At 57.9% G+C, this 14,069-nt stretch carries 10 protein-coding genes; 9 read left to right on the top strand and 1 reads right to left on the bottom strand.

Going from position 1 to position 14,069, the window contains the following annotated elements; genetic code table 11:
* The first annotated feature begins 234 nt into the window (after nt 1-234).
* The 5 genes from EK22_RS22980 (at nt 235) to EK22_RS01495 (ending at nt 7,180) form a co-directional block, all read left to right on the top strand.
* The gene (locus EK22_RS22980; RefSeq protein WP_051961598.1) at nt 235-1,038 is read left to right on the top strand and encodes a response regulator; all 804 of its coding nucleotides are present in this window, start codon (nt 235-237) and stop codon (nt 1,036-1,038) included.
* Between the two features lie 12 nt (nt 1,039-1,050).
* Entirely contained in the window at nt 1,051-1,422 is a 372-nt protein-coding gene (locus tag EK22_RS01510) for a response regulator (RefSeq protein WP_020158519.1), read from the top strand.
* Nucleotides 1,419-1,931 carry a chemotaxis protein CheW gene (locus EK22_RS01505; protein ID WP_036247354.1) on the top strand — a complete coding sequence of 171 codons (513 nt, stop codon included), beginning with the start codon at nt 1,419-1,421 and terminating at the stop codon, nt 1,929-1,931. The genes EK22_RS01510 and EK22_RS01505 overlap by 4 nt, the downstream gene beginning before the upstream one ends.
* 122 nt (nt 1,932-2,053) lie before the next feature.
* Nucleotides 2,054-3,862, top strand: coding sequence for a methyl-accepting chemotaxis protein (locus EK22_RS01500; RefSeq protein ID WP_051961596.1), 1,809 nt, complete (start codon nt 2,054-2,056; stop codon nt 3,860-3,862).
* A gap of 15 nt (nt 3,863-3,877) precedes the next feature.
* Nucleotides 3,878-7,180: a hybrid sensor histidine kinase/response regulator gene (locus tag EK22_RS01495; RefSeq protein WP_036247350.1), complete on the top strand. Its 3,303-nt coding sequence runs from the start codon at nt 3,878-3,880 to the stop codon at nt 7,178-7,180.
* 571 nt (nt 7,181-7,751) lie between these two features.
* Here the strand turns inward: EK22_RS01495 and EK22_RS23445 are convergent.
* Nucleotides 7,752-10,445 carry a PAS domain S-box protein gene (locus EK22_RS23445; RefSeq protein ID WP_161786368.1) on the bottom strand — a complete coding sequence of 898 codons (2,694 nt, stop codon included), beginning with the start codon at nt 10,443-10,445 and terminating at the stop codon, nt 7,752-7,754.
* A gap of 945 nt (nt 10,446-11,390) precedes the next feature.
* Between EK22_RS23445 and EK22_RS01480 the strand changes: the two genes are divergently transcribed.
* The 4 genes from EK22_RS01480 to EK22_RS01465 all read left to right on the top strand — a co-directional run bounded on the left by EK22_RS01480 (nt 11,391) and on the right by EK22_RS01465 (nt 14,026).
* The gene (locus EK22_RS01480) at nt 11,391-11,789 is read left to right on the top strand and encodes a hypothetical protein (RefSeq protein ID WP_036247346.1); all 399 of its coding nucleotides are present in this window, start codon (nt 11,391-11,393) and stop codon (nt 11,787-11,789) included.
* A 187-nt stretch (nt 11,790-11,976) separates the two neighbouring features.
* Nucleotides 11,977-12,435 (top strand): GNAT family N-acetyltransferase, encoded by a 459-nt coding sequence (locus EK22_RS01475; RefSeq protein ID WP_036247342.1) that lies wholly within the window; start codon nt 11,977-11,979, stop codon nt 12,433-12,435.
* A 150-nt stretch (nt 12,436-12,585) separates the two neighbouring features.
* Nucleotides 12,586-12,981 carry a GFA family protein gene (locus EK22_RS01470; RefSeq protein WP_036247340.1) on the top strand — a complete coding sequence of 132 codons (396 nt, stop codon included), beginning with the start codon at nt 12,586-12,588 and terminating at the stop codon, nt 12,979-12,981.
* A 34-nt stretch (nt 12,982-13,015) separates the two neighbouring features.
* Nucleotides 13,016-14,026, top strand: coding sequence for a bile acid:sodium symporter family protein (locus EK22_RS01465; protein WP_036247339.1), 1,011 nt, complete (start codon nt 13,016-13,018; stop codon nt 14,024-14,026).
* Nucleotides 14,027-14,069: the final 43 nt, after the last annotated feature.

The raw sequence follows: 14,069 nt of genomic DNA, 5'->3' as shown, positions 1-14,069 counted from the left end.
CGACACGCAGAATCCGAAGTTTTCTATTTTCTTCGTACCCCTCGTGCTCTTCGTGGTTGTTATGGGTTTGCGCGACTGCCGCCTGCCAGTGACAAAAACCGTGCCTGGTTCACATTTTTGAAATTCAGCCTGAACCGGGAAGCGATTGTAACAAATCTGTCACACGGCATTGGTAATCTCTCGGCTCCTGGGAGCAGGACCGTTCAGGACCAACCATGTTAAGGCAAGACAATAATGACAAAAAACTTGAAAGTGGGGTTGCGCGGTTTTTCCGAAAAAAAGGCCGAAAAACTCGAGAAAATTTTTCAAGCGACGGGCAACCGGGAGCGCACTTATTCTATTGCGAAACTGACCGACCGGACCGATCTGTTGATAGTCGATATCGACCAGCAGGCCGTGTTGGACGATAAACACCTTATCGAGACCATGCCCCCCGAAATCCCGGTCGTAACGGTCGGCCAGTCCGACAAGCCGGAAGGGTCCGATTACCATATCAAGGGCCTGTTGCTGGCGACCCGGGTCATCCGCGTGCTCGACCAGGTCGAAATTCCGGCCCGTAACAGGCAGTCCTATAGCGAAAGCGAACAGGCGCCTGAAGCCGGCAGCTACCAAGCGGATGCCGAGCGCGCCAGGGAGGCGGCTTACGCCTACGCCGTTCTGGTCGTCGACGACAGCGAGCTGATGCGCAAGACCGTCGCGCTGGAACTGAAGCAAGCCTCGCTGCCGTTGCGCATCGATTTCGCCGAGAGCGGCGAACAGGCCCTGGCCATGACGGCCGAAACCGCCTACGACTTCATTTTTCTCGATGTCATGATGCCGGGCATGGACGGTTACGAAACCTGCGGCCGGATCAGGCAACTTGCCGGCATGAAGAAAACGCCGATCATCATGCTGTCGGCCAGAACCTCGCCGTTGGATGAAGTGAAAGGCGTCATGGCCGGCTGCACGAATTACGTCACCAAGCCGATCAAGTCCGATGAATTCCAGAACAGGCTGGACCGCATCATGAACTGGCTGGGCAATTATAAAAAACCATAACAAGGAGCCGCGATGGCGATTAGAAAAATTTTGTGCGTCGACGACATGGCCGTCGAACTGAGCAACCTGAAAAACATCCTGACCGAAGCCGGTTACGAAGTGGCGACGGCGCATTCGGGCAAGGCCGCGATGGATGCGATTGCGGCCAACGGCAATCCCGACCTGATTTTCATGGATATCGTCATGCCGGACGTCGACGGCTTCACGACCTGCCGCAGGCTGGCCAATGACGAGGCCACCAAAAATATTCCTGTCATCTTCCTGTCCAGCAAGGGCGAGCAGGCCGACAAGGTTTGGGCGCAGCTGCAAGGCGGCAAGGCCTATATCACCAAACCCTATCAGAAAAATGAAATCCTGGACCAGATCAAGGTGTTCGAGCGGTGAATGCGCAACCGGCAGAAGCTGAGGCGGGGGGGCCGGCGTTTATCGAGACCGCCGACCCGAACGATGCGCTTCAGGGCATGCAGCGCTATGGCTTCAGGATAGGCCCTCTGGGCTTTCTGTTTCCCGCGCATTGCCCCGGCGAGATCGTGACCGACCCGGAGATTTATCCCATCCCGCATACCCGAAACTGGATGTTGGGCGTCATAACGCTGCGCGGCAACCTGATTCCGGTTTTCGACCTGCAAGGCCTGCTGCTCGAAGCGCCGGCCGACTCGGCCAGACCGACGGTGTTGGTTCTGGACCAGGGCAGGCAGGCGCTGGGCTTCGTGTTGAAAGACTCGCCGCAATGGCTGACGGGACTTGTCGAAGCGCCGGAAGCGAGCGTGCCGGTGCCCGATCTGATCGCCGGGCAAATCAGCACGGTTTACCAACAGCAAGAAACGGCCTGGCTAGCTTTCAATAAAACGGACTTCTTCACGTTTCTGGCGGAAAGCGCGAAGTCCTGCTGACCATAATTTTTGCCGCGTTGCCAACGGGACGGGAATTGCAGGGTACGCAGTGCCTACCTTCCAGGCCGCGATACGCTGGCGAATTTTAACTACGGAACTCTCTAATCGAACAGCATAAAAACATGAAAAACTTAAGCATACGACTCAAACTGCACGGCGCCTTTCTGTTGATGCTGGCGGTCCTGGCCGTGCTGGGCTATTACGCCATGGAACGCCTGGATTCTTATTCCGAGGAAATCGCCAAGAACAACGAGCAGGCCAATAAAATCGCCAGCCTGTCCCTGGAGGCGACAATCCTGTTCAAAAAACAGGTCCAGGAATGGAAAAATATGCTGATCCGCGGTCATGTGCCAAAGGATTACGACCAATACAGCCGCCAGTTCGAGGACATGCGCCGGCAAACCCAGGGCACCGTCAGGCAACTGCGCGCGCTTGCCGCGGGACATCCCGAAATCACCAGGGCCGCGGATCAGTTTCTGGCCGAACATGATCGCCTGACCGAACTTTATCATGCCGCCATACCGCTGTTATTCATGAACGAAACCGGCCTCGGCTACCGCGATGTCGATGTCAAAGTGCGCGGCATCGACCGGGCGCCGACGGACGCCATTCAGCATATCGTCGAACTGGCCGGGCAATTGAAAAACCGCACCGCCCAGACGACGCAACAATCGATAGCGCAGTTCAAGCAGGAAACGGCGGCGATCGCCCTGGCCCTGTTGTTGCTGCTGATCGCCTTGTATGTGGCCGTCGTCGAGTTCAGCGTCCTGAAACCGGTCAAATTCCTGACCGCGCTGGTGCGGCGGATTGCCGAAGGCGACTATGAAGCGCGCGCCAATACCGATGCCAGGGACGAAATCGGCATCCTGGCCCGCAGTTTCGACGCGTTGCTGGACGAGCGGGCCGAAAAACTGGCCGCATCCGAGCAGGCCAGAACCGAATTGAACAACTCGGTCATCGGCTTGCTGCAGTCGGTCGCCCGTTTGAGCCAGAAGGATCTGACCGTCAACATTCCGGTCTCCGAGGACATCACCGGCACGCTGTCGGATGCGATCAACCTGCTGACGCAGGAGACGGCATCGACGCTGAAGGATGTGAACCAGGTATCCGAGCGCGTCAACCTGTCGTCCGGCAAGGTCAAAAGCCAGTCCGATGCGGTCATGATTTTCGCCGAGCGGGAACGGATGGAAACGGAAAAAATGCTGCAGGAATTGAATTCGGCGGTGGCGATGATGCTGAATGTCGCGCGCATTTCCCAGACCACCAACAGTTCGTCCAAGGAAGCCATGCAGGCGACCGACACGGCGCTGCAGGCCGTGACCGACACCGTGCAGAGCATCAACATGATCCGCGAGATCATTCGCGAGATTGAAAAGCGGGTCAAGCGGCTAGGCGAGCGCTCGCAGGAAATCACCGGCGTTGTCAACATCATCAACGAAATCGCCGAGCGCACGCACGTTCTGGCCTTGAACGCCGGCATGCAGGCGGCGCAGGCCGGCGAGGCGGGCCGGGGCTTCATGGTCGTCGCGAACGAGGTGCAACGGCTGGCCGAAAGCTCGCGCGAGGCCACCGGCCAGATCTCGCGGCTGGTGAAAAACATCCAGGTCGACACCGCCGATGCCGTCACCACCATGAACGACGTGATCACGCAGGTGGTCGAGGGCACGCGCCTGGCCGAGGAGGCCGGCGACCGCATGAAAGACACGCGCAACGTGACTATCAAGCTGGTCGAGTATGTACACGACATTGCCGACAAGGCCATGAAGCAGGTCAAGCTCGGGCAGATCCTGAAAGAGCGCGCCACGGTCATCCAACAAAGCACCGAAAAGACCCATGTCCAGCTACAGGCGCAATCGCAGTTGTCGGAAGGCCTGGTCAATGACGCTGAAACGCTGCTGAAAAAAGTCCGCGTATTCAGACTGCCCGCCTGATAGCGAGCCCACTGTATGTCGCAAGATTCAATGATCGCGTTAACCCCGTTCCAATCCTCCCTGAACCTGCTTGATCTTCAGTTGGAGGCGCTGCTGGGCGCCGACAGCGAGGACAACCGCCAGGACATGGCCGAACAGCTCAGCGAAGGCTGGCAAGTTCTGGCCGGGCAACTGGCCGAAGCCGGCGCGCCGGCCTTGATGGACCTGATCGCCTTGTACGCCGAAAACCTTGATTTGCTGCTCGCGAGCCGCGAACACGGGTTGTCCGGCATGGAGCAGGCCCTGTTGCAGGACTGGCATGCCGCCAGCCGCGCCTGCCTGCAGGCGCCGTCCGATGAGCAAGCCATTGCCGCCTGGGTGTCGCTGCTGAAAGACCCAATGTGGCCGGAACCTGTGGGTGAGGACGACGCAGCCGAGCTGATCAAGGGCCTGAGCGGCTGCGCGGACGCCGAAGCGGATGTATCGTGGCCCGACGACGAGCCGTGCATGGAACCGCTGGCGGATAGGTCCGTGGAGCCGGTCGATCGGGAACTGGTGCAGATGATCAGCAATGAATTCGGCAAGGTCGCCGACGACCTGACTCATACGCTGGCCAAGTTCAACTGCGCTTCTCTGGCCGAATACCAACAGTCCCTCGGCGCCAACGATTTTCTGCTGGAAAACATCAACAAGGCCTGCGAAACGGTGGGACTGTTCGGCCTGAGCTATGTATTCAGGCGGCTGTGGCTGAACGTTGTCGCCAGGGCGCCCGACGATCATAACTACGACGAGGAATGCAACCTGTTCGGCATCGCGCTGATCCTGATTCAGGAATACCTGACCGACATCGGTAACGACAGTCACTGCAGCGCGCTGGTCCGGCACCTGCATGAACCGGACTGGCGCCGGCCGCTGCCGGAGGCATTGCTGGGCCGTTTGTTCGAGGCGCTTAACGTGCCCGTCAGCGATCCCGATACCCGGCGGGCCCATATCGAAAGAACCCTTGCCCAGCCGGATGACGTGTCGCTGGCGATACCCGGCGATGTCGACGGCGAACTGGTGCAGGCCTTGTTGCACGAACTGCCGGTGTTGACGGAAAACTTCTCGGCGGCGGTCCAGGCCATGATCGGCGCCGATGCCTCATCGGCGCGTCTGCTGGAGGCGCAACGCATCGCCCATACCTTGAAGGGCGCCTGCAACACGATCGGCGTGCATGGCATCGCCAATCTGACGCACAGCCTGGAAGCGATTCTGGAAGCGCTCAATACCGGACAGGCGCTGCCCGGCAAGGCGCTCGGGACCGTGCTGCTCGATGCCGCCGATTGCCTGGCTGCCATGTCCGATTGCCTGCAAGGGCAGGGGGAGCCGCCGGAACAGGCGCTGGCCGTTCTGCAACAGGTGCTGGACTGGGATTACCGGATCAGGAAGGAAGGCGTGACCGGTACGGCTGGTTCGGCTGATGCCACAACAACAAGCCTGCCGGCGGCGACGGAAAATCCCGGCCATGACGACGATCGGGCCAAGGCCATGACGGCCATTCCGTCGCTCCTGCTCGACCAGATCATTGAAGCGGCCGCCGAAGCGGGCAGCCTCGGCGAGCGGGCTCATGAAAAGCTCGACGGACTGCTGACCGGCAGCGATGAAATTCGCGAGCTGACCTGGCGGCTCAGCGAGCTGGTCGCCGAAATGGACCGGCTGGTCAACATCCGCGGCGTGATGGCCAGGGACAGCCGCGGCAACCAGGGCTACGACGCGCTGGAGCTGGAGCAGTACGGGGAAGTGCACACCTGTCTCAGCCGCCTGGCCGAAGCCGCGGCCGACGTGCGCGAGCAGAACGCGCAGATGCACCGGCAGTTGCTCGACGGCAAGAACCTGATGATCGAACAGCGCGTCGTGCAGAAAGAGCACCTGGAACGCGCGCAAGGCCTGCGGCTGGTGCCGGCGCGGAAGATCGTTTCGCGCTGCCGGCGCATCGTCAGGCAGACCGCGAGAATGACCGGCAAGGACGTCGAGTTGCACATCAGCGGCGAGCAGACCCTGATCGACAGCGAAATCCTGAACGGCCTGTCCGATGCCCTGATGCATCTGCTGCGCAATGCCGTCGATCACGGCATCGAAACGCCGGAAAGCCGCGTGCAAGCCGGGAAGCCCCGGCAGGGCACGATACGCCTGAGTTTCACAAACGACCGTAACGCCCTCAATATCAGCTGCCAGGATGACGGCGGCGGCCTGGACACGGCCAGAATCCGGGCAACAGCGCAGGACAAGGGCGGGGCCAGCGACCCGCGGGCGCTATCGGACGAGCAGGTGCAACGGCTGATTTTCCGCCCCGGCTTCTCGACCAGGGAACAGGCCAGCCAGGTATCCGGGCGCGGCATCGGCATGGACGCCATCCAGACGCAGGTCGCGCGCCTGAACGGCGTCATCGATCTGGCATCGACGCCGGGGCAGGGCCTGACCGTGACCATGAATGTGCCGTCAAACCGCTATGATGCGCCGATGATTCTGGTCAGACTGGGCGAGCGGACCTTCGCGATTTCGGAGCACGGTGTCGCGCATATTTTCTGCGCCCTGGACGGCGAGCCGGAGGCCGATGAGGACGGCACCCTTTATTATCGGGTCGAGCAACAGTGCTATGCGGCCGATACGCTGGGCAGCCTGCTCGGTCTGGAAGGCAAGAAAATCGTGCCCGACAAGGCGGTGGGACTGCTGTTAAAGGTCCGTGACGGCGATGAAAAAGTCGTGCTGGTCGAGCAGGTCATCGGTTACCGGAACCTGATGATCCGCCCCTTCGGCGATTACCTGCAAGGCGTTTACGGCGTCCTGGGCGGCGTGATGCTGGGCAGCGGCCAGGTCGCGCCGGTCATCGATCTGTTCGAACTGCTTGCCGATGCCGAAAGGCGCGCGCAGGCCGATAACGCCACAGGGTCGGCTCCGGTCAGAGTGCGCGCGGCAAAAACATGGGCGCTGGTCGTCGACGACTCCCTGTCGGCCAGAAAAGCCACCGTGCAGTTGCTGAAGGATGCCGGTTTCGAGGTACAGACCGCCATCGACGGGCTCGATGCGATCGAGAAAATCGAGGCCCGAAAGCCCGACATCATTTTATCGGACCTGGAAATGCCGCGAATGAACGGCATCGAATTGACCCGTTACCTGAGAGCGGCGCCGGACCTGCAAGCTATCCCGCTGATCATGATCACTTCCCGGTCCAGCGAAAAACACCGCAGTCAGGCCGATCACGCCGGCGTAACGCTGTATTTGACCAAGCCGTTTAGCGACGACGATCTGATCATCAAGCTCAACGCTCTGCTGGAGCGACAGTTGATACAGGCGGCTTGATCAGGGAGGCGCGCCTTATGGTTTGCAGGCGGTAATACTGCTTGAGCTAAGGATTTGGCCGTAAATAATTTCCCGGTTTGCGGAGGGCTGTAGGGCGACTCTACAATCAGTTTTAAATCCAAGCGACACCTGTGGGAGCGATGCCCTCATCGCGACTTGCGGCGTCTTTTGTCGCGATGAGGGCATCGCTCCCACGGGGCTCATAAAAAACGACATCGGGATGTTATTTCTAGCCGAATCCTAAGGATTCGGTTAAAAACAACTTTCCGATTTTTCGCTGAAAATCAGTGCTTATGTAGGGGCGAATTCATTTATGCCTTTTAGGGTATTCGCCCTGGGCGACTCAAGTCGCCCCCACATCTAAAATTCAGGGAAATTATTTCTCACCTTATCCTAAAAATTGATGTTATGCAGGTGCGAATTCATTTATGCCCTATGGGTACTTGTGCCCTTTGGGTATCCGCATTGAACGAAATCCTTATTGAGGCGCAGCCCATGTTTAAGCACAGACATGATTATGGCCAAGCCCTGACTGCGTAACATCAGTAAAACCCTTCAGTCCCTGACGGCATCAGGAGGCGGACTGGCCGGCCATGGCCGCAGCCTGATTTGGTCGATCGTCCTGGCCGTAAAATGAGAGCTCGGACAGGACGGCCTGCAATTCGTCAAAGTTAACCGGTTTGGTCAGGTAGTTGTTGAACCCGGCCGCTTGCGCCCGTTCGCGATCCACCTCCCGCCCATAGCCGCTCAGGGCAACCAGATGCGTCATGTCCAGGCCGGGATGCCGGCGCAGCGTCCGCGCAACGGTGTAGCCGTCCATGCCGGGCAGGCCGATGTCGAGCAGCATGACCTGCGGCGGAGCGGTCAGCGCCGCTTGCAATCCCGTCAGTCCATCGTAAGCCAATTGTACGGTATGGCCTTCGCCGGTCAGCAGCAGGGACAGCGTCTGGGCGGCGTCGCGGTTGTCGTCGACCACCAGAATGCGGAGCGGGTTTTGTGCCGGCGCCAGTTCCTTGGGAAGGGGAGCCGGGATTTTCGATGCAGGCGGCAGAGCTGGCAGTCTAACGACGAATTCGCTGCCCTGGTGCCGGCCTGCGCTGGTGGCCCAGACCTCGCCGCCGTGCATGGTCACCAGGCTTTTGACCAGCGCCAGACCGATGCCCAAGCCGCCCTCCGCGCGGTCGATGGTGCTGTCCACTTGATAAAAGAGCTGAAACAGGTTGGGCAGCGCCGAGGGATCGATGCCGCGCCCGCTGTCGCGGACCCGGATGAGGATATCATTGTCCACTGTCTCGACGGACAGCATGATCTGGCCGCCGGCGCCGGTGTATTTGGCGGCATTATTGAGCAGGTTCGACACGACTTGCGACAGCCGGACCAGATCGCCTTCAATATAGACCGGTTCGGGCGGCAGCTGAACCGAGAAGGCATGGCGGCGAGCCTCCATCAGCGGCTGGCTGGTTTCGACCGCCCGCTGGATTACCGCCGAAACTTCGAGTCTATCTTTCTTGAGTTCGATTTTGCCGCGGCTGATGCGGGAGACATCCAGGAGATCATCCACCAGCCGGACCAGTTGCTCCACCTGGCGGTCGATCACGTCCCGGCACCAGGCCAGTCGCGCCTCGTCCAGTTTCGGACACTTCATGAGCCGGGCGGCATTGCTGATCGGCGCCAGCGGGTTGCGCAGTTCATGGGCCAGCATGGCGAGGAACTCGTCCTTGCGCCGGTCGATCTCCTTCAGCTTGTTTTCCGCGCATTTGCGCTCGGTAATGTCCTCGACCATCGCGCCGAAGCCGGTGATTTCGCCGGCGCCGCCGTACAAGGGATACCAGCTTTCGTTCCAGTAGCGCGTTACCCCGGGCATTGCCGGGGTTTCCCCGCTGAATTCGTAGTTCTTTACCGGCTCCCCTGTCGCTAGAATCCGATCGACGACGCTTTCCGCGGTGGAAACCAGCGCCGGCACGATATCGTGGACGCGTTTGCCGATATGGGCCTCGGCGGGCAGGCCATTGATGGCCGCGAGACTGTCGTTGATGAGGACATAGCGCAACTCGCGGTCGAAATAGGCAAAGCCGACCGGTGCTTGCGCCATCAGCGAGTCGAGCAGCGCATGCGTCCTGGCCAGCGACTCCGCCGCCAGTTTTCGCTCCGTGATGTCCTGGACGATACCCGTCATGGAGACGGGATGTCCCTGCAGATCCTGCTTGAGACGGCCCTTGGCATAAATCCAGCGGATATTGCCGTCGGCACGGCGGATGCGGCATTCAAAACTGCAGTCATTCAGGGTCTGAAGCGCGGAATTGAAGTATTGGTTGACGCGGTCTCTATCCTCCGGCAGCACATGTTCGATGAACTGTTCAAAAGTCCATTCGGGCAAGAGTTCCTGATAACCAAAAATTTGATCATGCAACAGCGTCCGATGGGCAGTGTGGTATTGCAGATTCAACTCCCAGGCGCCGGCCTCCAGGGTCGACAGGGCGAAATCCAGACGTTGCTTATGCTCTTTGAGGATTTGCTCCTGTCGTTTGCGCTGGGTAATATCCAGCACAATGCCTCGGTAGAGGATGAGATTGCCCCGGTCGTCGAAAATCGGCTGGCCATTGGACATGATCCAGCGCTCCTGATTGTCTGGCGGGTTGGCGACCCGCCACTCCAGATTAATTTCACATCCGCTGCTGACAAATTCATTCAACCTGGCAACCACCGGCACTCGATCATCGCCATGGACACTCGCCAGCCAATTGTCATACGAGGGCGGCGTGGTGGGATGGAGTCCATACATTAACTGAAGACCTTCCGACCAGAAAATCTGGTTAGTCTGTAAATCCCATTCCCACAGGCCGGCATGAATGGAATCCAGGGTCAGCATCAAGCGTTCATGGTTTGTTTTCACTTTACTGTCATTGCTTTTCTGCAATGCGATCTGGCTGCGCTTCAGCTTCTCGTGCGTGATGCTGATCAGAATACCCATCACAGTGAAGATCAAAATGGAATAGCTGTGCTGTAAATCCTGCGCATGCCAAGCTCCGTAGGGAGGCGCAAAAAAATAAAGGCCCGACATGGCCGCTATGACAGTACTCGTTATGCCGCCCCAAAATCCGCCGATCCAGGCACTGAAAAACACAGCCGGATACAGCAATAGCCACGTCAATGAGGGAATATAAAGCCAGAGCCATTGCTGAAGGATTACCGCGATAACGGCAATGAGGACGGCACTCATCAAGCGAAGAACTTGCAGGGATCGGGCAGGTAAGGGCATTGACATAGAAGGTCTCATTAAAAAAGCAAAGATCGTCGGATCATGTCGGCATCAGTCTGAATTCGATTTCATTTCTCTTGAATCAGATTCGGATTGTTAAAAGTAAGTTCTTCTATGCAAGCCAGTAACTTACTGGGTATCAGTGGCGGCAACCGGCCTGACGTTTGTTGCGGCAAACGTGCTCGGTCATGCATTCGGCTTAATTTCATGTTGGGGATCGACAACCCTCCAGGCTGGCGGCTGGACGTCCAAGATACCTTTTGAAGCCTGAATAGGGCCGTATTTTCTAATGTGGCCGTATGAAAAAAGAGTCGGCCGGGATACCCGGAAGACCTTTTAAAAACGGAGGTTTCCCATTCGGGGTAAAATTCGCTGCCGATGGTGTTGCCGTTATCCGATTTCATTTCATGGTATTTTTAATTCGCCCGATGGCATGAGGCATTCACCGCGCACTATACATTCAGCCGAGTGGCCAGAGCCAGTGTTTATTGACATTCTCAGCACTGGCATGAACATGACAGGTGCGGCTGGCCTTTAATGTCGCACGGCACTGAACCACAAAGGCCGTATTCTTTTAGTAAATTCATTTGCTGAAATACCTGTACCGATATCGAATTTAATCGCTAAATTTTCGAACACGCGCCATGTTTTAATATCCAGCCGGTGTACAATTCGGAGCGGACTCTATCACCGGCCGAATGGTTAAACAAGCATTTGTTGCGCATCCTGACTGTTAGAATGATCACCCAACAGTTATGCCGTGCAAAGCTTGGAGGCGGGTTTGATGGGCATCCGTGGTTGAGATGCATCAATTAAATTAATCGATGTACTGATATCGGAATGGGATGATCAATGATCGGCAAATTCATGGACCGCTTTTTACTGATATTAAAAACCTGAATAAATTAGACGGCATACGAAAACTCTACAATGACTAACTAGACTTCGCTCATGGGCTCTTGGCACGATTATCAACTGATTGGTTACACCGTTGACGGTGAAAACAGGCAAATCATTTTCCAGATGCTTTGGGCGTCCGAAACAAAAACAGATATTTCCCGGGTCAATGTGGCATTCAGCGGTGTCGAGGGTTATCATTTTGAACGTGACATGGGTGAAAATATCGTCAGTGACATTAAAGTCGTACCGCTCAAGCCTTTCCTGGTCAAAAACGCACGGTTCTTCAAACAACAACGGCAGTGGGGCTGGCCTTTGTTCTGGCAGGGCTCCGTGGCGGCAACGCTCGCCTATCTCGAGAGCAAGCACGTGCAGTGCTGGGAACTGTCCGCTTCTTTCGGCTTGAGCGGCTGGCTGCTGGCTCAGGGCGAGCCGAATATTCGTTTTATTTAACGGGGCCGTCAATGATGTCAATCAGGTGACCGTTCTTTTACCATTCGGGATAAAAATCATGTCCGATACAACCCCAGGGGGCAATCATTGCAAATGACAAGCATACTGGCCATCAGCGGCAGCCTGCGCGCACGGCGCTTTGAAACGCTATCGGTATTTTCATTGAACAATCATAAACAGGAGAGTTATGAATACTATTTCAATTCGCCAGGCTGTGGTGTCGGATATCGACGCGCTTGCGCCCTTGTTTGACGGCTATCGGCAGTTCTATGGACGCGAAAGCGATGTTCGCGCCGCCCGCGAGTTTTTATTGGCCCGCTTCAATCATGGCGAGTCGGTCGTGTTCATTGCCCATGACGCGAACGTGCCTGTCGGCTTTGCCCAGCTTTATCCGGGCTTTTCGTCGGTTTCGCTGGCCAGAACCTTCGTGCTCAACGATCTTTTCGTGCGCGAGAACTGTCGACGGAAGGGCATCGGCTCGCTGTTGCTGGCGGCGGCCGTGGAGTTCGGCGAATCATTGGGGGCGGTGCGCCTTTCGCTGTCGACGGCAGTCGGCAACGAGACGGCGCAAGCGCTGTATCAATCGGCCGGTTGGCGGCGCGATGAACAGTTTTTTGTCTATCACTATGCGATTCCAGCACAATAACGCCATAACCGGCAGCCAGATAGGATGTGCCGAATGCAGTGAAGCGCATCAATCGGAATCGATGCGCTTCTTTTTGTCGATAACAGCCTGATCAACCAATCCATCTTATCGTGTCAGAGGCTACCATTATCGGTAGCGAGGAAGGGGAAAATGAAAGGTAGTTGTTTATGCGGGGCCATTGCGTACGAAATCGACAGCATTGACATGCCGGCCGGCCACAGCCATTGCCGAACCTGCAAAAAGGCGCATGCGGCGCCGTTTGCCACCACCGCCGGCGTCATGCGAGAGCACTTCCGGTGGCTGCGGGGCGAGGACAGGCTGTCATCGTTCGAGTCGTCCCCGGGCAAGCTGCGCCATTTCTGTTCCGTGTGCGGCTCGCATCTGGTTGCTGAACGCACGGGCCAGCCTCACGTCATTGTTCGTCTCGCGACCCTCGATGAAGACCCGGGCGTCAGACCCGTCATGCACATCTGGACATCGCATGACGTGCCGTGGCTCGAATACGAGGCTATGCCGGCTTATGCGGAATGGCAGCCGGGGCGGTGATACAATCGCCGTTTTGTCTGGATAGAGCAATATCGTGAGTCGTTTATTCAACCTGCTGGCCAATCTTTTTCCGTTCTGGGTGCTGATCTTCAGCGGTTTGGCGCTGTTTTTTCCCGCCTGGTTTACCTGGTTCAGCGGCCCGATGATCGTCTGGGGCCTGGCGGTCATTATGGTCGGCATGGGCATAACGCTGAGCTTTGAGGATTTCCACCGGGTAACGCGCTCTGCCCGGCCGGTCTTGATCGGCATTGCCGCGCAATTTGCCGTGATGCCCTTGCTGGGCTGGGCGATCGCTTCGGCCTTTGCGCTAGAGACCCAGCTGGCGGTCGGGCTGATTCTGGTGGCCTGCTGCCCCGGCGGCACCGCATCCAATGTGGTCAGCTATATTGCCCGCGCCGATGTGGCCTTGTCGGTGCTGATGACCATGTGCTCCACGTTTGCGGCTGTAATCATGACGCCGCTGCTGACCCGATGGCTGGCCGGCGCCTATGTGCCGGTCGATGCCTGGAGCCTGTTTTTCAATACCCTGCAGGTTGTGGTTCTGCCGGTGACGCTGGGCATGCTGCTGAACCGGTATACGCCCCGTCTGGTGCAGGCCGTGATGCCTGTCGCGCCCCTTGTTTCGGTGATCGTTATCGCGCTGATCTGCGCCAGCATCATCGGTGCGAATGCCGGCACGATCAGGGATTCCGCGCTGCCGCTGCTGAGCGCGGTGGCACTGCTGCATCTGGGCGGCTTTACGCTCGGTTACGTGATGGCGCGGCTGTTGAAGCTGGAAGAACGGGTCTGTCGCACGATCTCCATCGAAGTCGGCATGCAGAACTCCGGATTGGGCGCGGTGCTGGCCAGGTCCAGTTTTGCGCAGATGGCGCTGGCGCCGGTTCCGTCGGCGATTTCGGCCAGTTTCCACTCGATCATCGGCAGCCTGTTTGCCGCCTGGTGGCGTCTGAAGTCGGCCGAACGGTCCGCATTGAACACTGAACCGGATACGGGTGAAAAACGTGATGAAATAGCGGCTGAGCTGTCCAAACGGCCTGTGGAATGAGGCGGTTGATTCAGCGCATCCAAGCGGCCGGTAAGCAGAGTTA

Origin of the sequence: Methylobacter sp. BBA5.1 (assembly GCF_000746145.1) — a bacterium.
Taxonomy (GTDB): domain Bacteria; phylum Pseudomonadota; class Gammaproteobacteria; order Methylococcales; family Methylomonadaceae; genus Methylobacter; species Methylobacter marinus.
Note: the sequence above shows the minus strand (reverse complement) of the source record. Positions and strands in the feature narration are given on the sequence as shown.